Annotated in this window: 20 protein-coding genes and 1 tRNA gene; 10 read left to right on the forward strand and 11 right to left on the reverse strand. The window is 70.7% G+C overall.

What is annotated here, in order from left to right; translation table 11 throughout:
- Positions 1-76: 76 nt before the first annotated feature.
- From AC2XR2_RS22470 to AC2XR2_RS22495, 6 genes are all read right to left on the reverse strand, one after another.
- Positions 77-164: transfer RNA gene (locus AC2XR2_RS22470), tRNA-Ser, on the reverse strand.
- 242 nt (positions 165-406) lie between these two features.
- Positions 407-604, reverse strand: a complete 198-nt coding sequence (locus tag AC2XR2_RS22475; protein ID WP_330265788.1) for an SGM_3592 family protein — start codon at positions 602-604, stop codon at positions 407-409.
- Between the two features lie 102 nt (positions 605-706).
- Positions 707-1,426, reverse strand: a complete 720-nt coding sequence (locus tag AC2XR2_RS22480; protein WP_020134090.1) for an ABC transporter permease subunit — start codon at positions 1,424-1,426, stop codon at positions 707-709.
- Between the two features lie 10 nt (positions 1,427-1,436).
- Positions 1,437-2,348 carry an ABC transporter ATP-binding protein gene (locus tag AC2XR2_RS22485; RefSeq protein WP_381300323.1) on the reverse strand — a complete coding sequence of 304 codons (912 nt, stop codon included), beginning with the start codon at positions 2,346-2,348 and terminating at the stop codon, positions 1,437-1,439.
- Positions 2,345-3,253 carry an ABC transporter permease subunit gene (locus tag AC2XR2_RS22490; RefSeq protein WP_123761843.1) on the reverse strand — a complete coding sequence of 303 codons (909 nt, stop codon included), beginning with the start codon at positions 3,251-3,253 and terminating at the stop codon, positions 2,345-2,347. Before AC2XR2_RS22490 ends, AC2XR2_RS22485 begins: the two co-directional genes overlap by 4 nt.
- Positions 3,243-4,220: an ABC transporter ATP-binding protein gene (locus tag AC2XR2_RS22495; RefSeq protein WP_123765067.1), complete on the reverse strand. Its 978-nt coding sequence runs from the start codon at positions 4,218-4,220 to the stop codon at positions 3,243-3,245. The genes AC2XR2_RS22490 and AC2XR2_RS22495 overlap by 11 nt, the downstream gene beginning before the upstream one ends.
- Positions 4,221-4,467: 247 nt before the next feature.
- Between AC2XR2_RS22495 and AC2XR2_RS22500 the strand changes: the two genes are divergently transcribed.
- The 8 genes from AC2XR2_RS22500 to AC2XR2_RS22535 all read left to right on the forward strand — a co-directional run bounded on the left by AC2XR2_RS22500 (position 4,468) and on the right by AC2XR2_RS22535 (position 11,962).
- On the forward strand, positions 4,468-5,310 hold the full coding sequence (locus AC2XR2_RS22500; RefSeq protein ID WP_491516126.1) for a M24 family metallopeptidase: 843 nt from the start codon (positions 4,468-4,470) through the stop codon (positions 5,308-5,310).
- Positions 5,307-7,064, forward strand: coding sequence for an SDR family oxidoreductase (locus AC2XR2_RS22505; RefSeq protein ID WP_491516127.1), 1,758 nt, complete (start codon positions 5,307-5,309; stop codon positions 7,062-7,064). The genes AC2XR2_RS22500 and AC2XR2_RS22505 overlap by 4 nt, the downstream gene beginning before the upstream one ends.
- Positions 7,061-7,930, forward strand: a complete 870-nt coding sequence (locus AC2XR2_RS22510; RefSeq protein WP_491516128.1) for a metal-dependent hydrolase — start codon at positions 7,061-7,063, stop codon at positions 7,928-7,930. Before AC2XR2_RS22505 ends, AC2XR2_RS22510 begins: the two co-directional genes overlap by 4 nt.
- Positions 7,927-8,865, forward strand: a complete 939-nt coding sequence (locus tag AC2XR2_RS22515; protein ID WP_381300319.1) for a MerR family transcriptional regulator — start codon at positions 7,927-7,929, stop codon at positions 8,863-8,865. The genes AC2XR2_RS22510 and AC2XR2_RS22515 overlap by 4 nt, the downstream gene beginning before the upstream one ends.
- Positions 8,866-8,987: 122 nt before the next feature.
- Positions 8,988-9,536: an RNA 2'-phosphotransferase gene (locus AC2XR2_RS22520; protein ID WP_330265781.1), complete on the forward strand. Its 549-nt coding sequence runs from the start codon at positions 8,988-8,990 to the stop codon at positions 9,534-9,536.
- Positions 9,537-9,561: 25 nt separating this feature from the next.
- Positions 9,562-10,005: a hypothetical protein gene (locus tag AC2XR2_RS22525; RefSeq protein ID WP_491516129.1), complete on the forward strand. Its 444-nt coding sequence runs from the start codon at positions 9,562-9,564 to the stop codon at positions 10,003-10,005.
- Between the two features lie 52 nt (positions 10,006-10,057).
- A complete protein-coding gene (locus AC2XR2_RS22530; RefSeq protein WP_491516130.1) occupies positions 10,058-10,960 on the forward strand; it encodes an LLM class flavin-dependent oxidoreductase in 903 nt (300 codons plus the stop codon).
- Between the two features lie 117 nt (positions 10,961-11,077).
- Entirely contained in the window at positions 11,078-11,962 is an 885-nt protein-coding gene (locus AC2XR2_RS22535) for a Cof-type HAD-IIB family hydrolase (RefSeq protein WP_185092913.1), read from the forward strand.
- A gap of 38 nt (positions 11,963-12,000) precedes the next feature.
- Here AC2XR2_RS22535 and AC2XR2_RS22540 read toward each other — a convergent pair whose 3' ends face one another.
- The 5 genes from AC2XR2_RS22540 to hisC form a co-directional block, all read right to left on the reverse strand.
- On the reverse strand, positions 12,001-13,065 hold the full coding sequence (locus AC2XR2_RS22540) for a M23 family metallopeptidase (RefSeq protein WP_491516131.1): 1,065 nt from the start codon (positions 13,063-13,065) through the stop codon (positions 12,001-12,003).
- Between the two features lie 110 nt (positions 13,066-13,175).
- Positions 13,176-16,667, reverse strand: coding sequence for a thiol reductant ABC exporter subunit CydD (gene cydD / locus AC2XR2_RS22545; RefSeq protein WP_491516132.1), 3,492 nt, complete (start codon positions 16,665-16,667; stop codon positions 13,176-13,178).
- Positions 16,668-16,679: 12 nt separating this feature from the next.
- Complete coding sequence (cydB, locus tag AC2XR2_RS22550) at positions 16,680-17,687, reverse strand: cytochrome d ubiquinol oxidase subunit II (RefSeq protein ID WP_491516133.1); 1,008 nt, start codon at positions 17,685-17,687, stop codon at positions 16,680-16,682.
- A 31-nt stretch (positions 17,688-17,718) separates the two neighbouring features.
- Positions 17,719-19,227, reverse strand: a complete 1,509-nt coding sequence (locus tag AC2XR2_RS22555) for a cytochrome ubiquinol oxidase subunit I (protein WP_330265775.1) — start codon at positions 19,225-19,227, stop codon at positions 17,719-17,721.
- A 150-nt stretch (positions 19,228-19,377) separates the two neighbouring features.
- Positions 19,378-20,457, reverse strand: a complete 1,080-nt coding sequence (gene hisC / locus AC2XR2_RS22560; protein ID WP_381300313.1) for a histidinol-phosphate transaminase — start codon at positions 20,455-20,457, stop codon at positions 19,378-19,380.
- A 467-nt stretch (positions 20,458-20,924) separates the two neighbouring features.
- Here hisC and AC2XR2_RS22565 point away from each other — a divergent pair, with 467 nt between their 5' ends.
- Both AC2XR2_RS22565 and AC2XR2_RS22570 read left to right on the forward strand, forming a co-directional pair.
- A complete protein-coding gene (locus AC2XR2_RS22565) occupies positions 20,925-22,037 on the forward strand; it encodes a LacI family DNA-binding transcriptional regulator (RefSeq protein ID WP_141205882.1) in 1,113 nt (370 codons plus the stop codon).
- Positions 22,038-22,332: 295 nt separating this feature from the next.
- Positions 22,333-23,388, forward strand: a complete 1,056-nt coding sequence (locus tag AC2XR2_RS22570) for a metallophosphoesterase (protein ID WP_381300312.1) — start codon at positions 22,333-22,335, stop codon at positions 23,386-23,388.
- The last annotated feature ends 146 nt before the right edge of the window (positions 23,389-23,534 follow it).

Here is a 23,534-nt window from a genome sequence, read left to right on the forward strand (position 1 = left end):
TCGAAGGCCGCCGGAAGCGCCCTCTCGGGTCGGCCTCGGCCGACGAACCCGGCCGAGTCCCAGTGACGACGTCTCGCGGAGGATGCACGAATCGAACGTGCGCGGGCTTTCCAGGCCCGACCTTGGCTTAGCAAGCCAGTGCCTTACCACTCGGCCAATCCTCCGGGTGGGCGGCCTCACGCGAGAGCGACATCGCGTGCTCGAAGCGGCCGCCCCGGGCAGGTCCTGCGGTGGACTCGACGGTGGCGTAACTACACCGGAGTCCTCCGTCGGCTGCCCCGACGGGAGCTGGACGTACTGTCGTGCATGGACATCGTCCTGCTCCTCTCCCAGCTCGTGGTGAACACAACCATCGTGCCCGTACGCCGAGTTGGGCGCCACCGAATTAATGGGCCGGGTGTTCGAACTACCGGCGTCCCCAGCGCCTGCGGCGCTTGCTGAAGAACCACCCTGCGGGCGGCTCGTCGGAGCGCCAGGGCTGCGGCTCGGGGGACTCCTGGCGCCAGCGCGCGGCGAGCATACGGGCGCGGGCAGACGGCTCCGAGGTCTCGGCGGAGCGTATGAAGTCCTCGTCCAGCACGAGGTCGTCCCAGTCGTCTGCCATGCCCGTTCCCTTCAACTCGCAGCCGGACATTCCCCTTTGTCCAGTGTGCCCGGACAAAGGTGAAGTCCCTGTCAATAAGCCCGGCATCAGGGGCCGCGCCCGTTACTCCTCGCCCGCCAGCGTCAGCGAGCGCAGCTTCTGGCCCGCGTACCAGGTGGCGAGGACGGTCACCACGACCAGCAGCACCGTGGCCGTCGGCAGTCCGACGTCCGAGGTGACCAGGTCCCCGCCCGCGACCTTGTGGGCCACGGCCAGCGACCACTGCTGGACGCTCAGGGTGCGCGCCCCGGCGACCAGGGAGCCGAACAGGGCCTCCCAGACCAGCGCGTAGACGAGCCCGAAGACCACCGCGTGCCGGGACACCGTGCCCAGCAGCAGGAAGAGCGCGGCGTAGGCGATCGAGGAGACCAGCGCGGCCACGGTGTAGGCGACGGCGATCTGCTGGCCGTTGCCGTTGAGGATCAGGCCGGCGATGAAGGTGGGCAGCGCCGAGAACACCATCGTGACGGCGATCGCCACGATCAGCTTGGTGAAGATGATCGTCGGCCGCTTGATGGGCTTGGACAGCAGGTACACCACCGAGCCGTCGTCGATCTCCGGTCCGATCGCGCCGGTGCCCGCGATGACGCCGATGATCGGCACCATGGTGGCGAGCGCGAGCCCGCCCAGCAGGTCGGAGGCGGTCTGGTCGTCGGCGCCGACCAGGGCGCGCACGATCACGGAGATCACGATCAGCAGCAGGGGCAACGCCCCCAGGATGAGGGCCCGGCGGCGGCCGAGCAGGGCCCGGTAGGTGAGTCGGGCGACTGTGGGGTCGTACATCTTCGGCCTCCTACGCCGCGACGAGATACGAGAAGACGGACTCGAGGGACTCGTCGGACGGCGAGACCGTGAGCAGCCGGATGCCGTGGTCGCGGGCGACCCTGGGCAACAGCGCGGTGAAGCGGCCGAAGTCCACGGCCTGGATGTGCAACGCGCCCTCGGCCAGGTCGACTTCGATGCCGGACGTGGACGGGTCCGCGATCAGCGCGGCGGCGAGGGCACGGTCGTCGCTGGAGCGCACCAGGTAGCGGTGCGGGCGGTCCGTCATCAGGCGGCGGATCTTGCGGAAGTCACCGCTGGCCGCGTGCCGTCCGGCCACGACCACCTCGATGTGCCAGGCGAGCTGCTCGACCTCTTCGAGGATGTGGGAGGAGAACAGGACCGTGCGGCCCTCGTTGCCCATCCGCCTCAGCAGCTCCATGAGCTGCATGCGCTGACGGGGGTCCATGCCGTTGAACGGCTCGTCGAGCAGCAGCAGCGACGGCTCGTGGACCAGGGCGGACGCCATCTTCACGCGCTGGCGCATGCCCTTGGAGTACGTGGAGATCTTGCGGTCCTGCGCGTACTCCATCTCGACCGTGGCCAGCGCCTGCTGGGCCGCCTTGGCGCCGAGGCCGTGCAACTCCGCGTTGGCGACGACGAATTCGCGGCCGGTGAGGAAGTCGTACATCGCCTCGCGCTCGGGGACGATGCCGATGTGCCGGTAGATCTCCTCGTTGCGCCACACCTGCTGTCCGTCGAGGGTGACGGTGCCGGTGGAGGGGGCGAGGAAGCCGCCCATCATGTTGATGAGGGTGGACTTCCCGGCGCCGTTGGGGCCGAGCAGGCCGGTGACGCCGGGGCCGATCGTCATGGTGATGTCGTTGACGGCGACCACGTTGCCGAACCAGCGGGAGACATGGTCGATCTGGAGCGTGGTCACAGTCCCACCTTCTTGTAGCGGCGCAGCAGGAGGCCGTAGCTCGCGGCGATCAGACCGAGGACGGCGAGGACGTAGACGACCCCTTCGCCGTTGCTCGGGCCCACCGCGCCGGGGAACGCCGAGCTCGCGCCGAGGAACGCGGACTGGAGTCCGTCGATGAGCGTGACCGGGGAGAACAGGCCGATCCACGGGATGGCGGAGGTGCTGCCCTGGGCGTCGGCGATGGCCTGGAGGGTGGAGACCGCGCCGTAGGAGATGGTCATCACGGCGATCACGGCCGCGATGCCGAAGCCGCGCCGGGGGGTGACGGAGGCGATGACCAGGCCGATGCCGGCGAAGAGCAGCGAGAGCAGCGCCACGGAGACGAGTCCCTGCCCGAAGCCCTTGGTCTGGTCGGCGAAGTCGAGTTTGGCCAGCAGGGCGCCCACATAGAGCACGATCAGCGGGGCCGCGGTGAGGATGAACATGGCCGAGGCCAGCGCCGCGTACTTGGCGCGCACGTAGTCGGCGGTCTCGATGGGCCGCGAGAAGTACAGCGGCACGGTCTTGAAGCGCAGGTCGCGCGAGACGGACTGGGGTGCCTGCGAGGCAACGTACAGGCTGATGACGGCCTGCATGATGATCGCGTAGCGGGTGTAGTCGACGGGCAGGTCGTTGGCCTTCGTGGCGACCGCGACGGCGACCATGATGGCCGCGGGCACGCACATCACGACGAACAGCAGCATCGGCAGCACCTTGGACTTCACCGAGCGGCCGAGGCCGTAGGCGCCGCGCAGGGACTGCGAGTAGAGCGAACGGGTGGCGTAGGAGCGGCCGAGACGGGGGCCGTCGTAGCTGCGGTAGCCGATGTTGTGGATGCGGGTCTGGTCGCCCGAGGGGGCGGTGACCGGGTGCTCAACCGCCATGGCCGACGGCCTCCTTCCGCTTCTGGTCGTCGCTCGTGTCCTCGCTGGTGAAGACCTCCGAGATGTGGTGCCTGCGCTGCTCCATGCGCACCAGGCCGAGACCGAGGTCGGCGACGACGTCCCGCACGACGTCGTAGGTCTCCTCGCCCTGCGCGGTCAGCAGCAGGATGTGCCCGGCGCCCGGCAGACCGCTCGTGGAGTCGAGGACCTCCACCCCGCGCGCGTGCAGTGCCTCGCGCACCGCGCGGGTGCCGTCCGGGTGCTCGTCGCTGTCGGTGACCTCGAGGGCGAGGGTCGTCGTGGTCTGGGTGAAGTCGGTGGTGGAGCTGGACCGCAGCAGCTTGCCGCCGTCGATGACGACCACGTGGTCGCAGGTGCGCTCCAGCTCGCCCAGCAGGTGCGAGGTGACCAGGACCGAGATGCCGAAGTCGGTGTAGATGCGCCGGATCAGGCCCAGCATGTCGTCGCGGCCGACCGGGTCGAGGCCGTTGGTCGGCTCGTCCAGGAAGACCAGCTGCGGGTCGTGCACCAGGGCCTGCGCGAGCTTCACGCGCTGCTTCATGCCGGTCGAGTAGCCGCCGATGGGACGGTAGCGCTCCTCGTACAGGCCGACATGGCGCAGGGTGTCCGCGGTGCGCTCGCGGGCCGCGGTGGGCGGCAGGCCGGACATCCGGGCCATGTGCACGACGAACTCGGTCGCCGAGACGTCCGGCGGCAGGCAGTCGTGCTCCGGCATGTAGCCGACCCGCTCGCGGATGGCGGCGCCCTTGGTCGCGACGTCGAGCCCGAGCACTTCGGCACGGCCCTCGGAGGCGGGGGACAGACCCAGCAGGATCTTGATCATGGTGGACTTGCCGGCTCCGTTGGCGCCGACGAGTCCGGTCACACCGGGTCCGACGTCCAAGGAGAGCCGGTCAAGCGCGGTCACCCGGGGGAACCGCTTGCTCAGGCTTTCGGTCGCGATCACAGTCACGACATCGACAGTAGTGACGCGGACCACTCCGGTCGTCACCCCGCAGAGCTGCATCGGCATCAGACTCCAGACGTACGGGCACCTAGGGGTCACCCTGAGGTCGAACAACGCGGCCCGGGTTTTCCACATCGGCAGGCTTTTCCACAGCCCGATCCGGCCCTATTGACGCAGCCTCTGACAACTGTCACATTCGCCAGTGTCAAGTTACGGACACGTACCGCGGTCGACGGGACGGGGCGGCATGGCGACGGCAGTGAACAGCGGACTCTCCGTACGACTGCGGGGATTCAGGCGGGTCCAGCGGCTCGCGTACGAGTGCGCGGAGGCGGTCGCGGCCCGTCTGGAGCCCGGCGTGACCGAGCGGCAGGCCGCCCGGATGCAGCGCGTGTGGCTGCGCGAGCGGGGCGTACGGGACTGGTTCCACCTGCCCTTCGCCTGGTTCGGGGACCGCACCGCCTTCACCGGCTTCCGCGTTCCGCTGCAGTTCTTCCCCACCGACCGCCGGCTGGAGCCCGGGATGCCGTTCATCCTGGACATGGCCCCCGTGTACGAGGGCTTCACCGCCGACATCGGCTACTCCGGCGCGCTCGGCGTCAACCCCGTCCAGGACCGGCTGATGGCCGACCTGGAGGCGCATCGCGGGCTGATCCTGCGCGAGGTCCGCGAGCGGCGGCCGCTGCGCGAGATCTACGAGGACGTGGACCGGCTCATGGTCCGCCAGGGCTACGCCAACCGGCACCGCGCCTACCCCTTCGGCGTGATCGCCCACAAGGTCGACCAGGTCAAGCAGCGCCGCTGGTCACCGCACCTCTTCGGGTTCGGCACCCAGTCCCTCAAGGGCCTCGCGGCCGACGCCCTGCACGGCCACCGCGAGGGCTGGTCGCCCCTGTGGTCGCCGTACCGCTTCTCCGACCACCCGCCGCGGCCGGGCCTGTGGGCGGTCGAACCCCACCTCGGATTCCGGGGCACCGGCGCGAAGTTCGAGGAGATCCTGGTCGTCACCGACTCCTCGGACCCCGAACAGAGCGCCTTCTGGCTGGACGACGATCTGCCGCACGTGCGGCGCTGGGCGGAGGAGAAGTGACCTTGCTGCAAGGAGCGCGCGTGCGCCGGGTACGGACCGGCGGCATCGAGCTGTGCGTGGCCGAACTGGGAGACCCGCGGCAGCCGACCGTCGTCCTGGTGCACGGCTACCCGGACAGCAAGGAGGTCTGGTCCGAGGTCGCCACCCGCCTCGCCGACCGTTTCCACGTCGTCCTCTACGACGTCCGCGGCCACGGCCGCTCCACGGCGCCGAAGCCACTGCGCGGCGGATTCACCCTGGAGAAGCTCACGGACGACTTCCTGGCCGTCGCGGACGCCGTCAGCCCGGGCCGGCCGGTGCACCTGGTCGGGCACGACTGGGGTTCCGTGCAGGCCTGGGAGTTCGTCACCGTCGCACGCGCCGAGGGCCGGATCGCCTCCTTCACGTCGATGTCCGGCCCCTGTCTCGACCACTTCGGGCACTGGATCGACACCCGCGTGAAGCGCCCCACCCCGCGCCGGATCGGCCAGCTCCTCGGCCAGGGCGCCAAGTCCTGGTACGTGTACGCGCTGCACACCCCCGCCCTGCCCGAACTGGCCTGGCGCGGCCCCCTGGGCAAGGCCTGGCCACGCCTCCTGGAGCGCGCCGAGAAGGTCCCCGCCGACGGCTACCCGACCCCCTCGCTGCCCACCGACGCGGCCCACGGGGCCTGGCTGTACCGGGACAACATCCGCTCCCGGCTGCGCCGCCCGCGCTCCGACGCCTACGCACACGCGCCCGTGCAGCTCATCACGCCCCTGGGCGACGCCTTCCTCTCCGAGCGGCTCTACGACGGCCTGGACCAGTGGGTGCCCCAGCTGACCCGGCGCACCCTCCCCGCCAAGCACTGGATCCCCCGCTCCCGCCCCGACCAACTGGCCTCGTGGATCACCGAGTTCGTGACCTCCGTCGAGGGTGGCCGGACACCCGTGAAGGCGACCGGCAAGTACGCCGACCGGTTCGGCGGACAGCTCGTCCTCGTCACCGGCGCGGGCAGCGGCATCGGACGGGCCACCGCGTTCGCCTTCGCCGAGGCCGGCGCGCGCGTGGTGGCCGTCGACCGGGACGCCGAGGCCGCCGCCCGCACCGCCGAACTGTCCCGGCTCATCGGCGCCCCCGAGGCCTGGGCGGAGACCGTCGACGTCTCCGACGAAGCGGCCATGGAGAAACTCGCCGACAAGGTCGCCGCCGAGTACGGCGTGGTGGACGTCCTGGTCAACAACGCCGGGATCGGCCTCGGCGGCTCCTTCCTCGACACCAGCGTCGAGGACTGGAAGAACGTCCTCGACGTCAACCTGTGGGGCGTCATCCACGGCTGCCGGCTCTTCGGCCGGCAGATGGCCGACCGCGGACAGGGCGGCCACATTGTCAACATCGCCTCCGCGGCCGCCTTCCAGCCCTCCAGAGCACTGTCCGCCTACGGCACCTCCAAGGCGGCCGTCCTCATGCTCAGCGAGAGCCTGCGCGCCGAACTCGCGGGCCGGGGCATCGGCGTGAGCGCCATCTGCCCCGGCTTCGTCAACACCAACATCACCTCCACCGCGCGCTTCGCGGGCGTCGACGCCGACGAGGAGAAACGCCGCCAGAAACGCACGGCCCGCCTCTACGGACTGCGCAACTACCCACCGGAGAAGGTCGCCGACGCGATCCTGCGCGCCGTCGTGCGCAACCAGGCCGTCGTACCGGTCACCCCCGAGGCCCGCGGCGCGCACGCCCTCGCGCGCTTGGCGCCGAAAGCGCTCAGGGCGCTCGCCCGGCTGGAGCCGCCGCGGTGAGCCACGAGATCGCTCCGCGCCGGGTGTCCTTCGACTGGTCCCGCACACCCCTGCACTGGATCCCCGGCGAGCCCACCGCCACCCACGTCATCAACGTGCTGCACCTGCTGCTGCCCGCGGGGGAGCGCTGGTTCGTGAAGGTCTTCAAGGAAGGCCTGCCCCTGGTCCGCGACCCCGGGCTCCGCGCCGACGTCAAGGGGTTCATGGGCCAGGAGGCCACCCACAGCGTCCAGCACGCGCACGTACTGGACCACCTGGCCGCGCAGCGGCTCGACACCGCCGACTTCACCCGGCACGTCGACTTCCTCTTCGAGCGGCTCCTCGGCGAGCACCCGCCCCTCCACGCTCCCGTCCCCGCGCGTGAATGGCTGCGTTTCCGGCTCGCCGTCGTCGCCGCCATCGAACAGTTCACCGCCGTGCTCGGCGACTGGGTACTGGCCGCCGACGGCCTCGACCGGGCCGACGCCGACGAGGTCATGCTCGACCTGCTCCGCTGGCACGGCGCCGAGGAGGTCGAACACCGCGCGGTCGCCTTCGACATGTACCAGCACTGCGGCGGCACCGGCACCACCCGCTACGCCCGCCGGATCGCCGGCATGGCGGTGACCGCCCCGGTGATGCTGTACCTGTGGGTATGGGGCACGGCCTACCTGATGCGCCACGACCCCCAGCTCGCCGGGCAGCCCGGCTACTCCCTCAAGGAGCACGAAAAGGCCGTACGCAAAGGCCTGCTGCCGGCCTGGCGGGACCTCGGCGCGGCGATACCGCGGTACCTCCGGCGGTCCTACCACCCCTCGCGCGAAGGGTCGTTGAGCCGGGCCGTGGAGTACCTGAAGCGGTCACCGGCGGCGAGGGGGGCCGCGTGAGCGACACCGCCGCCTACCGCATCGAGGACCTCGCGCACCGCAGCGGCGCCACCGTCCGCACCATCCGCGCCTACCAGGACCGTGGCCTGCTCCCCCGCCCGGAGCGCCGCGGCCGCGCCAACATCTACACCGACACCCACCTCGCCCGGCTGCGACAGATCGCCGACCTCCTCGACCGCGGGTACGGCCTGGCCTCCATCAAGGAGCTCCTGGAGGCCTACGACTCCGGCCGGGGCCTGCGCGGGGTGCTCGGCCTGGTCGCCGAGGTCGACGGCCCGTGGACCGACGAGGAGGCCGGCCGGATCTCCCGCGCCGAGCTCGACGCGCGCTTCGGCGGCGTCCCCGACGAGGCCGCGGTCGCCGAGGCGGTGGAGCTCGGCGTCCTGGAACCGGTGCCCGGCGACGAGGACTCGTTCCTCGTGCCGAGCCCCCAAGAACTCGCGGTGGCCGTCGAGTTGCACGCCGCCGGGGTCCCGCTCTCCGCGATCTCGGGCCATCTGCGGGAGTTGAGGGGTCAGGTCGAGCACATCGCCGCCCGTTTCCTGGAGTTCACCACCGAGCATGTCTTCGCCCGCTACTTGCAGGATCCCCACGGTCCCACCGACGCCGAGGCGGCCGAAGCCGCCGCTCTCGTCCGACGGCTGCGGCCGCTCGCCCAGCAGACGGTGGACGCGGAACTCGCGCGCGCGATGCGGCTGTTGGCGGTACGACAGCTGCGGCAGCACCTGGGCTCCGGGGAAGGGGCCGGGGAGCGCTCTGCGTCACGTTCCGTGGCCGTGCCCGAGGAGACGATGCGGGCGGTGGAAGGGCTGGTTGGGGCGGAGAGGGCGGCGGAGTTCTTCGCGCTGGCGGCTGAACGGGAGGTGCGGGCAAGGGCGTTGGATGCGCTCACGTCAAATGAGGTGCCCCCAGTCGATCTTGACGAAGGGGGCTGACATGACAGGGAGTTGTCCACAGAAACGCCAAGTAGCCTGTGGATAACTACAGTTGGTTGTGGATCAAACATCCGGGTCAAAATCATTCGCGTGATTCACGTCTCTCCCAGCACCCTGATGCCATGGATGAAAGACGCACCGTGAAGGTGTCCAAGTACCTCTCGAAACACCTGCGGCACCAACCCGAGCGGATCGGGCTCACGCTCGACGAGGCCGGCTGGGTCGAGATCGACGCCCTGCTCGCCGCGACCGCCGCGCACAACTTCCGCATCACCCGGGAAGAGTTGGACCACGTCGTCGCCGCGAACGACAAGCAGCGCTTCGCCGTCGAGGGCACCCGCATCCGCGCCAGCCAGGGCCACAGCGTCGAGGTCGACCTCGGCCTCGCCCCGGCGACCCCGCCGCCGTACCTCTACCACGGCACCGTGGCCCGCAGCCTGGACGCGATCCGCGCCGAGGGGCTGCGCCCCATGAACCGGCACGACGTCCATCTGTCGCCCGACCGCGAGACCGCGACCCGGGTCGGGGCCCGCCGTGGCCGCCCCGTCGTGCTGTCCGTGGACGCCGCGGCCATGCACCGCGACGGCCATGTCTTCCAGGTCAGCGCCAACGGGGTCTGGCTGACCCGGGCCGTGCCGCCGCGCTATCTGCGGTTTCCCGCCTCGCACTGACCCCCTCCCCGGCATGATCAGTGGTATGGACCACTTGCCCACCACCGAGGCCGCCGTCACCGCGCTCCGCGCTCTCGCCGCCGAGTACCAGCTCGCGATCGAGGTGACCCACGACATCGGCGCCGACCAGACCTCACGCCGCAGCGCAGCGGGCGTCGGCGTCACCACCGACCCGGACGGCACCCTGCCCCACGAGGCCTACGTCGAACTCGGCGGCCGGCCCCGGGTGGAGGTGCGGCTGTTCCCCGACGACGACGCCCTGATCACCGTGGACGGAGTCGAGTGCCCCGACGTCGACCGCGACGACGTCCCCGCCTTCCTCCGCGCCCTCTACGACGGCCACGCCTGGGTGAAAGCGCGCCGCTTCCCGCCCAGCCACTTCCTGATGGTGCCGCTGCCGGGCGACCGCGTGCACAAGGAGTTCATCCCGGTGGGCCTCAGCCCCTGGCTCAGCGGCCGCACACAGTGACCGGGAGTCACGGTTTCACGTGAAACACTGCCGGGCGCATACGCTCGGTTCCATGAGTCTGCGCCTGAGCACCGTGATCCTCCCGTACCGCCGCTGGAACGAAGGGGGCCGCGAGGCATGGCAGCGCGCGGAGCAGCTCGGTTTCCACACCGGATACACCTATGACCACCTGTCGTGGCGCACCTTCCGTGACGGCCCCTGGTTCGGTGCCGTGCCGACCCTGACCGGCGCCGCTGGCGTCACCGACCGGCTGCGGCTGGGCACCCTGGTGACCTCGCCGAACTTCCGGCACCCCGTCACCCTCGCCAAGGAGCTGATCACCCTCGACGACATCTCCGGCGGCCGGGTCACCCTCGGGATCGGCGCGGGCGGTACCGGCTTCGACGCCACCGCGCTCGGCCAGGACCCATGGACCCCGCGCGAGCGCGCCGACCGGCTCGCCGAGTTCGTGCCGCTGCTGGACCGACTGCTCCGCGAGGACTCGGTGTCCTACGAGGGCGACTACTACTCGGCACACGAGGCCCGCAACATTCCCGGCTGCGTCCAGCGGCCCCGGCTGCCCTTCGCGGTGGCCGCCACCGGCCCGCGCGGCCTGAAGCTGGCCGCCCGCCACGGCCAGGCCTGGGTGACCACCGGCAACCCCAAGCTGTACGAGAACGGCACGCCCGAGCAGTCCCGCCAGGCCCTGCGCGGGCAGATCGACCGGCTCGGCGACGCCTGCGCGGCACTCGGCCGGGACACCAACGAGCTGGACAAGATCCTGCTCACCGGCTTCACCCCGGACCGCAACCGCCCGCTGGAGTCCCTCGACGCCTTCGTCGACTTCGCCGGCCGGCACCGGGAGCTGGGCTTCACGGAGATCGTGCTCCACTGGCCGATCCCCGACTCGGACTTCGCCGCCGACGAGAAGGTCTTCGAGCAGATCGCCATGGAGGCACCGGCACAGCTGGGCTGAGACAGCGGCACCGGGACGGGTGGGGCCGCCCACCCGTCGCCTATGTCGCACCCGTGCGGGCGCCCACGCGTCGTCTATGTCTCACCTGTGCGGGCGCCCGCACGGTCGTGCACGCATATGCGGGAGAATGAGCGGGTGACCTCAGCTACTCGACAGCCCGAGACCCCGGCCGCCGACATACCGCCGCGCCTGATCGCCACCGATCTCGACGGCACCCTGCTGCGCGACGACAAGTCGGTGTCGCCGCGCACGGTCGCGGCCCTCGCCGCCGCCGAGGAGGCCGGCATCGAGGTCTTCTTCGTCACCGGGCGCCCGGCCCGCTGGATGGACGTCGTCAGCGACCACGTCCACGGCCACGGACTCGCCATCTGCGGAAACGGCGCGGCGGTGGTCGACCTGCACGGCGGCCCCGGCGCCCACCGGTTCGTGAAGGTGCGCGAACTGGCCAGGGAGAACGCGCTGGACGCCGTACGCCTGCTGCGCGAGGCGGCGCCCGGCACGGTCTACGCGGTCGAGCAGACGTACGGCTTCCACCAGGAGCCGGACTACCCCAAGCTGCACATGGAGATCCCGGACCACCTCGCCCCGGCCGAGGAGCTGCTCGCCGAGGACGGTCCCGGTGCCGATGAGCCGGTGCTGAAGATCCTCGCCTACCACCCCTCCATCGACCCGGACGCCTTCCTCACCCTCTCCCGCCTCGCCATCGGCGACCGGGCCAACGTCACCCGCTCCAGCCCCAGCGCCCTGCTGGAGATCAGCGGCCCCGACGTCTCCAAGGCCAGCACCCTCGCCCTGTGCTGCGCCGAGCGCGGTATCTCGCACGAGGAAGTGGTCGCCTTCGGGGACATGCCCAACGACCTCGAGATGCTGACCTGGGCAGGACAGTCGTACGCGATGGGCAACGCCCACCCGGACGTGATCGCCGCGGCCTCGGGCCGGACCGTCGCCAACAACGACGACGGGGTGGCGGTCGTGATCGAGCGGATGCTGGAGCGGAGGTAGCCGCGGTCGTTCCACGGGAGCCGGCACGCGGCCCGGAGTCAGCCGAGCGGCACCCCGCGGGCCGCCAGCCACGGCACCGGGTCCACCGCCGAGCCCATCTCCGGCGTGACCCGCACCTCGAAGTGCAGGTGCGGGCCGGTCGAGTTGCCGCTCGTGCCCGACTGACCGATCCACTGCCCCGGGGCGACGCCGTCCCCCTGGTCGACGGTGACGGCGGCGAGGTGGGCGTACTGCGTGTAGTAGCCGCCGGGGTGCTCGATCACGACCTCGATGCCGAAGGCACCTCCGCAGGACACCTTCACCACCCGGCCCGCTCCCACCGCCCGCACCGGCGTCCCGATCGGCACCGCGAAGTCCTGGCCGGTGTGCCCGTTCGCCCAGCGTGAACCGCCGCTGCCGAACCCCGCCGACAGCTCGTACACCGCCACCGGCGTGACCCACGCACCCGCCTGCGCCTGCCGCGGTTGGTCCAGGCGTACGGCACCCCGGCAGGCGCCGGCCGCGACGGACACGTCGGCCAGCCCCTGGAGCCGCCACCGGGCCTCTTCGAGCTTCTGCTCGATGTCCTGCTTCAGCGCGGCGAGTTCGGCGCTGCGCTGCTCCAGCCTCTGCCGGACCGCCGTGGCCTTCGCCTCGTCCGCCGCGAGCCGGGCCTCGGCCCGACGGCTCTTGTCGACCGCGTTGTTGAGAGCCACCGTCGTCCGGGAGAAGACATGCTGACCGCGCATCAGCTCATCGAAGTCGTCCGCGAGGATGATCTGCGCGGTGAGCGGAAGACCACCGCCGTCGCGGTACTGGGACCGGGCGATCCGGCCGAGATCCTGGTGCAGGACGGCGATCTCCCGCCGCTCCCGGTCCAGGAGCTCCTCGAACCGCCGGGCCCGCGCCCGCTGCACCTCCGCCGCCTGGCGCCCGGCCTCGTACCGCCGGGTCGCCAGCGCCGCGTCCTCGTACAGCCGCGCCACCTGCGTGCTGACCTCCGTGTCACCGTCCGCACGGCGGCCCGCACCGTCGTCGGCCGCGTCCGTGGGCCGGGCCGCCCCCACGGCGAGCGCGCACAGCAACGCCGGAACGAGCAGCAGGCGGAGGCGAGGTGATCGCATGTCAGCGATCCTGTCCCGGCCTGCGGGCCGCGGTCCTGTTCAAGTCGTACGGCTGGGGGACACGCTGCTGCGGACGGGTCAGTGCCGGATGCTGATGCCCTCCGGGCCGCCTACCGCGCTCCGACCAGCAGCTCCGACTCCGCCTCCCGCTCGGCCATCCCCCGCAGCGGGCCCTCCACCGCGGCCAACTCCGCGTAGGAACCCCGCTGCACGATCCGCCCTGCATCGAGTACGACCACCTCGTCCACCGCTTCCAGCCCGGCCAGCCGGTGCGTGATGAGGAGCGTCGTACGGCCCTCGGTGGCGGCCAGCAGATCGGCGGTGAGGGCGTCCGCGGTGGGCAGGTCGAGATGCTCGGCCGGCTCGTCCAGGACGAGGACGGGGAAGTCGGCGAGCAGGGCCCGGGCCAGCGCGAGCCGCTGGCGCTGGCCGCCGGACAGCCAGGCACCGTGTTCGCCGACCAGGGTGTCGAGGCCGTCGGGCAGGCTCTCGGCCCAGTCGAGCAGCCGGGCCCGCCGCAGCGCGTCCCGCAGCTCGTCCTCGGTCGCGTCCCTCTTCGCGAGGAGCAGGTTCTCCCGCACCGAGCTGTCGAAGAGGTGCGCGTCCTGCGCGCACAGCCCCACCAGCCGCCGTACGTCGTCGCCGGACAGCCCGTAGGCGTCCACGCCGCCCAGGGTGTAGGTGCCGGCGTCTGCGTCCAGGAAGCGCAGCAGCACCTGCGCGAGCGTCGTCTTGCCGGAGCCGGACGCGCCGACCACGGCGATCCTCCGGCCCTCCGTCAGGGTGAGGTCGAGGCCGGTGAGGGCGTCCCGGTCCTGGCCCTCGTACCGGGCGGCGAGACCGTTGACGACCACCGGGAAGGGCGAGGCGGGCGCCTGCCGTCCGTGTTCCGGTTCCCGTACCGGCTCGGGCGCGTCCAGCACCTCGTACACGCGTTCCGCGCTCCTGCGCACCCGCTGGCGGTACTGCACCGCGAGCGGCAGCCCGAGAACCGCCTCGAAGGCGGCCAGCGGAGTGAGCACCACGACGGCCATCACGACCCCGCCCAGCCGTCCCGCCGCGACCGCCTGCGCGCCCACCGCAGCGGTGGCCGTGACGGTCAGGCCGCAGATCAGGGCGGTGAGTCCGGCCCCGAGGGCGGTGGCGGTGGCGGTCCGGGAGGCGATCCGGGTGAGGACTCCGTCGGCCCGCCGTGCCTCGGCGGTGCGGGCGGGCAGGGCGCCGGCGACGGTCAGCTCGGCGGTGCCGGTGAGCAGATCGGTCACGCGGGTCGACAGCTCCCCGCGGGCAGGGGCCAGCCTGCGCTCGGCGCGGTGGGCCACGGCACCCGTGAGGAGCGGGACACCGACACCGGCGGCCAGCAGACCCACGGCGAGTGCGGCACCAGCCTCGGGCAGCAGCCAGGCCGTGAAGCCCACGGAGGCCGCCGACACCAGGGCCGCGGCACCGGCGGGCAGCAGCCAGCGCAGCCAGTAGTCCTGCAACGCGTCCACGTCGGAGACGAGCCGCGAGAGCAGATCACCCCGGCGGGCCGTCCGCAGCCCGGCGGGCGCCAACCGCTCCAGCCGCCGGTACACGGCCACCCGGGTGTCGGCGAGCATCCGCAGCACGGCGTCGTGCGACACCAGCCGCTCCGCGTACCGGAACACGGCCCGGCCGATCCCGAAAGCCCGGGTCGCCGTCACGGCCACCATCAGATACAGCACGGGCGGCTGCTGCGAGGCCCGCGAGATCAGCCACCCCGAGGTGGCCATCAGCCCCACGGCACTGCCGAGAGCGAGGCTGCCGAGGAGCAGCGCGAGGGCGAGCCGACCGCGCCGGGGGCCGGACATGGCGCGGACCCGGGCGAGTACGGAGCCCTTCACGGTCAGTACTTCGCTCGCCTCGGAACCGCCGACGGCGGCGGCACCGGCCTCGACGACAGCCGCCTCGGGCGCTGTGCCGAGCGTGGCCCGCACGGGCACGTGAGCCGCCGGCTCCGTCAGCCGCACCACCCGGTCGGCCACCCCGAGCAACGCCGGGCGGTGCACCACCAGCAGGACGGTCCGGCCGGCCGCGAGCCGCCGTACCGCCGCGACGACCTCCGCCTCGGTGGCCCCGTCGAGCGCCGCCGTCGGTTCGTCGAGGAGCAGCACGGGCCGGTCCGCGAGGAACGCGCGGGCCAGCGCCAGCCGTTGCCGCTGTCCGGCGGAGAGCCCGGTCCCGTCCTCGCCGAGCACGGTGTCGGCCCCCAGGGGCAACGTGTCCACGAACTCCCGCGCCCCCGCGTCCGCCAACGCCTGCCGTACGGCCGTGTCGTCCGCGTCGGGACGGGCCAGCCGGACGTTCTCGGCGATCGTGCCGGCGAACAGCTGCGGCCGCTGCGGCACCCACGCGATACGTGACCGCCACTGCGCCACGTCGACCTCGGCGAGATCGGCTCCCCCGATCCGCACCCGCCCCTCGGTGGGCGGGACGAATCCCAGCAGGACGTTCAGCAGTGTCGACTTGCCCGCGCCGCTCGGCCCGACCAGGGCCACTGTCTCCCCGGGCGCGACCTCGAAGGACACGTCCGTGACGGCGTCCGCGACCCGCCCGGGGTAGCGGACGGTGACCTGCTCGAAGGCGAGCGCGCCCGCGGGGACGGGATCATTGCCCGACGCGGGAACCGGTGTCTCCAGGACCGCGAAGATCTCCTCGGCGGCGGCCAGGCCCTCGGCCGCCGCGTGGTACTGCGTGCCGACCTGGCGCAGGGGCAGATACGCCTCGGGAGCCAGGATGAGGATGACGAGACCGTCGTACAGCTGCATCTCGCCGTGGACGAGCCGCATGCCGATCGTCACGGCGACCAGGGCCACCGACAGGGTCGACAGCAACTCCAGGGCGAAGGAGGAGATGAAGGCGATCCGCAGGGTCCGCATGGTCGCCTGCCGGTACTCGCCGGTGATGCGCCGGATCGACTCGGCCTGCGCCTTGGCCCGGCCGAACACCTTGAGGGTCGGCAGTCCCGCGACCACGTCCAGGAAGTGCCCCGACAGCCGGGACAGCAGCTGCCACTGACGGTCCATCCGGGACTGGGTGGCCCAGCCGATCAGCACCATGAAGACGGGGATGAGGGGCAGGGTCCCGACGATGATGGCCGCCGACACCCAGTCCTCGGTCACGATCCGCGCCAGCACCGCCACCGGGACGACCACCGCGAGCCCCAGCTGCGGGAGATAGCGCGAGAAGTAGTCGTCGAGGGCGTCGACTCCCCTGGTGGCGAGGGCGACCAGCGATCCGGTCCGCTGCCCGCTCAGCCACCCGGGGCCGAGCGCGGTGGCCCGCTCCAGCAAGCGCCCCCGCAGCTCGGACTTCACCGCGGCGCTCGCCCGGTGGGCGGCGAGTTCGGTGAGCCAGGAGACGAGCCCGCGGCCCACGGCGACGGCCACCAACAGCAGCAGGGGAGTGCGGAGTCCGGAGACGGACAGACCGTGCTGGAACGCGCCGACCACGATCTCGGCGATGAGCATCGCCTGGGCGATGACCAGCAGGGCTCCGAGGCCGCCCAGGCCGACCACGGCCACCAGGAAGAGGCGGGTGGCCCGGGCGTAGCGGAGCAGACGTGGATCGATTGGTTTCACGTGAAACACACCTCAGTGCGCGATGTCGGCGGCGATGTGCTGTGTACCGATGCGCTTGCGGAAGACCCAGTAGGTCCAGCCCTGGTAGAGCATGACCACGGGCGTGGCGATCACCGCCAGCCAGGTCATGATCTTCAGGGTGTACGGGCTCGACGAGGCGTTGGTGACCGTCAGGCTCCAGTCCGCGTTGAGCGAGGACGGCATGACGTTCGGGAAGAGCGTCAGGAAGAGCATCGCCACGGCGGCCACGATGGTGACTCCGGACAGCGCGAACGACCAGCCCTCACGCCCGGCCTGGTTGGCCACCAGAGCCGCGACCAGGGCGCCCACGGCGATCACCATGGCGACCAGGCTCTTGCCGTCGCCGCTGTCGACCTGGGTCCACAGCAGGAAGATCAGTGCCAGCGCGGCCGTGACGAGACCGACCTTGAGGGCCAGCTTCCGCGCCCGCTCCCGGATCTCGCCGACGGTCTTGAGGGCCGTGAACACCGTGCCGTGGAAGGTGAACAGGGTGAGCGTCACCAGTCCGCCGAGGAGGGCGTACGGGTTGAGCAGGTCCCAGAGACCGCCGACGTACTCGAAGTTCCGGTCGATCTTCACTCCGTGCGCGATGTTGCCGAAGGCGACGCCCCACAGGAACGCGGGGATGAGCGAGGTCCAGAAGATCGCCGTCTCCCAGTTGCGCTGCCAGTTCTCCTCGGGCCGCTTGGCGCGGTACTCGAAGGCGACACCGCGCACGATCAGGCAGACCAGGATGACCAGGAGCGGCAGGTAGAAGCCGGAGAAGAGCGTGGCGTACCACTCGGGGAAGGCGGCGAAGGTCGCGCCGCCCGCCGTGAGCAGCCACACCTCGTTGCCGTCCCAGACGGGACCGATGGTGTTGATCAGGACGCGCTTCTCGACCCGGTCGCGGGCGAGGAGCTTGGTGAGGACGCCGACCCCGAAGTCGAAGCCCTCCAGGAAGAAGTAGCCGGTCCACAGGACGGCGATGAGCACGAACCAGACGTCGTGAAGTTCCATGACTTGAGCTCCCTTGGCCTAGCAGCGAGGCCTAGTACGAGAAGGCCATCGGCTTGTCGGCGTCACGCGCTTCGCCGCCGATCTTCGTGGGCGGGTTGAGGTCGGCCTCGGTGAGCTCGGGCGGGCCCGCCTTGATGTACTTCGCGAGCAGCTTGACCTCGACGACCGCGAGGATCGCGTACAGCGTGGTGAAGGTGATCATCGAGATGAGGACCTCGGCCTGCGAGACGCCGGGGGAGACCGCGTGCCGGGTCTGCAGGACGCCGTAGACGACCCACGGCTGGCGGCCCATCTCGGTGAAGATCCAGCCCCAGGAGTTGGCGATCAGCGGGAAGCCCAGGGTCCAGATCGCCACCAGCCAGTAGAGCCGGCCGAGCTTGGGGCTGAGGGCCTTGTTCCTGAAGAGGACCAGGTTCGGCACCTCGTCCTCGCCGACCCGCAGGTGCTGCGGGAGCAGGAACTTCTTGCGGGTCAGCCAGAGTCCGGCGATGCCGATGGCGAAGGACGCCATCCCGAAGCCGATCATCCAGCGGAACGCCCAGAAGGCGACGGGGATGTTGGGCCGGTAGTCGCCGGGACCGTACTTCTCCTGCTCGGCCTTGTTGGTGTCGTTGATGCCGGGCACGTACGAGCTGAAGTCGTCGTCGGCGAGGAAGGACAGCACGCCGGGGACGGACAGCTCGACGGTGTTGTGGCCCTTGCTGACATCGCCGTAGGCGAAGATCGAGAAGGGGGCCGAGTTCTGGCCGTCCCACAGGGCTTCTGCGGCGGCCATCTTCATCGGCTGCTGCTTGAACATGACCTTGCCGAGGGTGTCGCCGCTGATCGCGGTGAGCATGCCGGCGACGACCACAGTGATCAGGCCGAGCCGCAGCGAGGTCTTCATCACGGTGATGTGCTTCTTGCGGAACAGGTGGAAGGCCGCGATGCCCACCATGAACGCGCCGCCGGTGAGGAAGGACGCGCTGAGCGTGTGGAAGGCCTGGGCCAGCGCCGTGTTCTGGGTCAGCACCAGCCAGAAGTCGGTGAGCTCAGCCCGGCCCTTCGCCTCGTTGATCCGGTAGCCGACCGGGTGCTGCATCCACGAGTTGGCCGCGAGGATGAAGTACGCCGACAGGATCGTGCCGATCGAGACCATCCAGATGCAGGCCAGGTGGATCTTCTTGGGCAGCTTGTCCCAGCCGAAGATCCACAGGCCGATGAAGGTGGACTCGAAGAAGAAGGCGATCAGGGCCTCGAAGGCGAGCGGGGCGCCGAAGACGTCACCGACGAAGCGCGAGTAGTCGGACCAGTTCATGCCGAACTGGAACTCCTGCACGATGCCGGTGACCACGCCCATCGCGATGTTGATCAGGAACAGCTTGCCCCAGAACTTGGTCGCCCTGAGGTACTTCTCCTTCTCCGTACGCACCCAGGCGGTCTGCAGCCCGGCCGTCAGGGCGGCGAGCGAGATCGTCAGCGGGACGAAGAGGAAGTGGTAGACGGTGGTGATGCCGAACTGCCATCGCGCCAGGGTCTCCGGCGCCAGAGCCAGGTCCACGGCCGCTCCTTACTACGCGCTTGTGAAAGCGTTCACATTCACAAGCTAGTATGCCGCACCTCTTTTCGACAGTCGAAGGGGGGTCCCGATTACCACCGGAACCCCCCTGTGATCCTGACCCTGACCAGCGCGAACGGGCGCCGGTGTGAGCTAGAGCTCCTTTCGGAAGCCCTCCGCCACCTTCAGGAAGATGTCGTTCGCCTCGGTCTCCCCGACCGTCACCCGCACACCTTCGCCCGGGAACGGCCGTACGACCACCCCGTGCTGCTCGCAGGCCGCCGCGAAGTCGACCGTGCGCTCCCCCAGCCTCAGCCACACGAAGTTCGCCTGGGTCTCGGGCACCGTCCAGCCCTGGGCGCGCAGGCCCTCCATCACGCGCTTGCGCTCGCAGACCAGCGAGCCGACCCGGCCAAGCAGTTCGTCCTCGGCCCGCAGCGAGGCGATCGCCGCCTCCTGTGCGACCTGGCTGACGCCGAAGGGCACCGCCGTCTTGCGCAGCGCCGCCGCCACCGGCTCATGGGCGATCGCGAAGCCCACCCGCAGGCCCGCGAGACCGTACGCCTTGGAGAAGGTGCGCAGCACACAGACGTTCGGCCGGGTGCGGTACAGCTCCACGCCGTCCGGGACCTCGGGGTCGCGGATGAACTCGCGGTAGGCCTCGTCGAGGACCACCAGGACATCGCTGGGCACCCGGTCGAGGAACCGTTCCAGCTCGGCCCGCTTCACGACCGTGCCCGTCGGGTTGTTGGGGTTGCAGACGAAGATCAGCCGGGTCCGGTCGGTGATCGCGTCGGCCATCGCGTCCAGGTCGTGCACATCGCCGTCGGTCAGCGGCACCTTCACCGAGGTGGCACCACTGATCTGCGTGATGATCGGGTACGCCTCGAAGGACCGCCAGGCGTAGATCACCTCGTCGCCGGGTCCCGAGGTCGCCTGGATCAGCTGCTGGGCGACGCCGACCGAGCCGGTGCCGGTGGCGAGGTGGGAGAGCGGGACGCCGAAGCGGTCGGACAGCTCGTTCATCAGGGCCGTGCAGGCCATGTCCGGGTAGCGGTTGAACGAGGAGACCGCTGCCGTCACGGTCTCCAGCACACCTGGCAGCGGCGGATAGGGGTTCTCGTTGGAGGACAGCTTGTAGGCCACCGGACCGTCGGCCGCGGCGGGCTTGCCCGGCTTGTAGGTGGGGATACCCTCCAGCTCGGCGCGCAGCTTGGGGCTCGTCTCGCTCACCGCAGTCCTCCTCGTGACCAGCGACTCGATGGCGGCCGACTCCGTCAGCGGCCTCCAATACTGCTCACCTTATGAGGATTGGGCGCCGCTGCGTACAGGTGAGCGTCGCCGCGTGGAAGTGAGAGCCGCCGAGCAGAGGTGGGGGGGCTCGACCTCATCAGTCCCACTGGCATCAGGGGCATCACCATACGAAGCCAGACGAATCGGGGGGCGCGGTCACATATATCTATGCGCCGGTGGCTCACGCCCTGGCGCGCGTCACCCGTGAAGGTGAGTTGAGACCTCTTCGAAACATCGGGGACTTGGCAGGCCCATGCGTGCCGACAAGTTACGTAGTGCCATTGGATCGTTTAACTGACTTTGTTTCACAGGCAGTTGACGGTTGATGACCTTGCAGAAACGTGCCTGTCAACGCGTGCATATGCGTCCGCCCTACCCCACCGCATGAGCCCTACTATCGGCTCGCCATGACAGCAGCAGGGAAGCACCAGGTGAGCCGCGCGGAAACCTCACGTCGAGGCAGCCGGCCGGGTCGGGCGGGCATCAGAGACGTGGCCGCCGCCGCCGGAGTCTCCATCACGACCGTCTCGGACGCCCTGAACGGCAAGGGCAGGCTCCCGGACGCCACCCGCCGCCATGTCAGGGAGGTCGCCGACCGGCTGGGCTACCGGCCCTCCGCCGCGGCCAGAACCCTCCGTACCGGCAAGTCGGGACTCATCGGCCTGACCGTGACGACGTACGGGGATGAACCTTTCACCTTCACGGAGTTCGCGTACTTCGCGGAGATGGCGCGGGCCGCCACCTCCGCCGCGCTCGCCCGCGGCTACGCCCTCGTCATCCTGCCCGCGACCTCGCGGCACGACGTGTGGTCGAACGTCGCCCTGGACGGCACCGTGGTCATCGACCCGTCCGACCAGGACCCGGTCGTCAGCGAACTGGTCCGGCAGGGGCTGCCGGTGGTCTCCGACGGCCGCCCGGCCGGCGCGCTGCCGGTCACCGCGTGGGTCGACAACGACCACGAGGCCGCCGTACTCGGGATCCTCGACCACCTGGCCGACGCCGGCGCCCGCCGCATCGGCCTGCTGACCGGTACGACGACCGACACCTACACCCATCTGTCGACCACCGCGTATCTGCACTGGTGCGAGCGGGTGGGCCAGGATCCGGTCTACGAGGCCTACCCGGCGCACGATCCGTGCGCGGGCGCCGTCGCCGCCGACCGGCTGCTCGCCCGGCCCGACCGCCCCGACGCCGTCTACGGCCTGTTCGACCCGAACGGCACCGACCTGCTCGCCGCGGCCCGCCGCTACGGGCTGCGCGTCCCGGACGACCTGCTGATCGTCTGCTGCTCCGAGTCCACGGTGTACGCCAGCACCGAGCCGCCGGTCACCACGCTCTCCCTCAAGCCGCGCCGCATCGGCACGGCCGTGGTCCAGCTGCTCATCGACGCCATCGAGGGAGTCGAGTCGGACCAGCCGGTCGAGCAGGTGATACCGACCGAACTGATCGTGCGCACCTCGTCCCAGCGACGCGCACCGCGCACGACGGTCAGCCCGCCGCGGTCGCCTGAGAAGGGGTAGGGCGGGGGAGCCGAGGGGATCGGGCTGGGCGCTGCGACGCGGGAAGGTTCGCGTCGGTGGCCCGGCGTCCGGTGCACTCGTGGTCTCGACTGTGCTGCGCGAGGTCGGGCGGGGGACGAAGCCCGGCGCAATCGGGGCGAATGCCACGGTGAACAGGAGTCTTGCTCCGATTCACCACCCCTGGGTCATCACATGGCGCGATCCGCATTCCTATGATGGGCCCACGACACCGCGGGGCCGCTGCGACCAGGCAGTCCGAAGCGGTGCAGATGCGGCGCGATGGTGGAGGGGTCTGATGACTCAGGGGGCCGGTCAGGGACCCGAGGTGGAGCGCGGTGCGGTGCTGCGCGACTTCCGGGTGCCCGCGTACGTCAACGAGACCGGTCCGTACGGCCACAGCAGCGACGTCGTCCCTGCCCACGAGGAGGCCTACCCGGAGGGGTACACCCCCACCGAGCAGGACCTGCCCGTGATCCAGCACGCCGACGGGCTCCAGGCCGCCGCCGAACACGAGGGGCTCGCGGCGGACGGCCCGGGTCCGCTGTTCGTCGTCGGCGACGTCCACGGCTACCTCGACGAACTGATGGCCGCACTCCAGGAGAAGGGCCTCGTCGACGCGGCCGGCAACTGGTGCGCCGGTACCGCCCGGCTGTGGTTCCTCGGCGACTTCACCGACCGCGGCCCCGACGGCATCGGCGTCATCGACCTCGTGATGCGGCTGTCCGCGGAGGCCGCCGCGGCCGGCGGCTACTGCAAGGCCCTCATGGGCAACCACGAGCTGCTGCTCCTCGGCGCCAAGCGGTTCGGCGACACCCCCGTCAACTCCGGCGCGGGCACCGCCACCTTCCAGGCCGCCTGGCTGCTCAACGGCGGCCAGAAGACCGACATGGACCGCCTCCAGGACCACCACCTCCAGTGGATGTCCCGCCTCGACGCGGTCGAGGAGGTCGACGGCCATCTGCTCGTCCACTCCGACACCACCGCCTACCTCGACTACGGCGACTCGATCGAGGCGGTCAACGACACCGTCCGCGAGACGATCACCCGCAACGACGCGGACGAGGTGTGGGACCTGTTCCGCAAGTTCACCAAGCGCTTCTCCTTCCGCGACGAGGGCGGCGCCGACCATGTGCGCTCGCTGCTCGACACGTACGGCGGCGTCCGCATCGTCCACGGCCACAGCCCGATCCCCTATCTGCTCGGCGAAGTGGGCTCCGAGGACGGCGAGGACGATTCCGGTCCGGTGGTCGAGGGACCGCACGTCTACGCCGACGGGCTGGCCATCGCGATGGACGGCGGGGTGACCATGGCCGGAAAACTGCTGGTCCAGCAACTTCCCCTGGATATCTGACGGTTCACGGGGCAGACGTCCCCGCATGCTGAACTGACCGGAGACCGCGCAGGCCAGCGGCCAATTTCTGGAAACCCCCTGTCACCCTGTGCCGTCGCCGCTCTACCATCTGGTTATCCGTAGCAGGCTCCCCTCCGTTTCTGCCC

It is taken from the genome of Streptomyces sp. LS-MS-L19, from assembly GCF_058382285.1.

Excerpts from the sequence above, each read along its gene's own strand:
- AC2XR2_RS22500 (WP_491516126.1), top strand. The coding sequence starts at position 4,468 with ATGGCGACGGCAGTGAACAGCGGACTCTCCGTACGACTGCGGGGATTC.
- AC2XR2_RS22535 (WP_185092913.1), top strand. The coding sequence starts at position 11,078 with ATGCGGGAGAATGAGCGGGTGACCTCAGCTACTCGACAGCCCGAGACC.
- AC2XR2_RS22565 (WP_141205882.1), top strand. The coding sequence starts at position 20,925 with ATGACAGCAGCAGGGAAGCACCAGGTGAGCCGCGCGGAAACCTCACGT.
- AC2XR2_RS22540 (WP_491516131.1), bottom strand. The coding sequence starts at position 13,065 with ATGCGATCACCTCGCCTCCGCCTGCTGCTCGTTCCGGCGTTGCTGTGC.
- AC2XR2_RS22490 (WP_123761843.1), bottom strand. The coding sequence starts at position 3,253 with ATGGCGGTTGAGCACCCGGTCACCGCCCCCTCGGGCGACCAGACCCGC.
- AC2XR2_RS22520 (WP_330265781.1), top strand. The coding sequence starts at position 8,988 with ATGGATGAAAGACGCACCGTGAAGGTGTCCAAGTACCTCTCGAAACAC.
- cydB (WP_491516133.1), bottom strand. The coding sequence starts at position 17,687 with ATGGAACTTCACGACGTCTGGTTCGTGCTCATCGCCGTCCTGTGGACC.
- AC2XR2_RS22475 (WP_330265788.1), bottom strand. The coding sequence starts at position 604 with ATGGCAGACGACTGGGACGACCTCGTGCTGGACGAGGACTTCATACGC.
- AC2XR2_RS22525 (WP_491516129.1), top strand. The coding sequence starts at position 9,562 with ATGGACCACTTGCCCACCACCGAGGCCGCCGTCACCGCGCTCCGCGCT.
- AC2XR2_RS22530 (WP_491516130.1), top strand. The coding sequence starts at position 10,058 with ATGAGTCTGCGCCTGAGCACCGTGATCCTCCCGTACCGCCGCTGGAAC.
- AC2XR2_RS22480 (WP_020134090.1), bottom strand. The coding sequence starts at position 1,426 with ATGTACGACCCCACAGTCGCCCGACTCACCTACCGGGCCCTGCTCGGC.
- AC2XR2_RS22570 (WP_381300312.1), top strand. The coding sequence starts at position 22,333 with ATGACTCAGGGGGCCGGTCAGGGACCCGAGGTGGAGCGCGGTGCGGTG.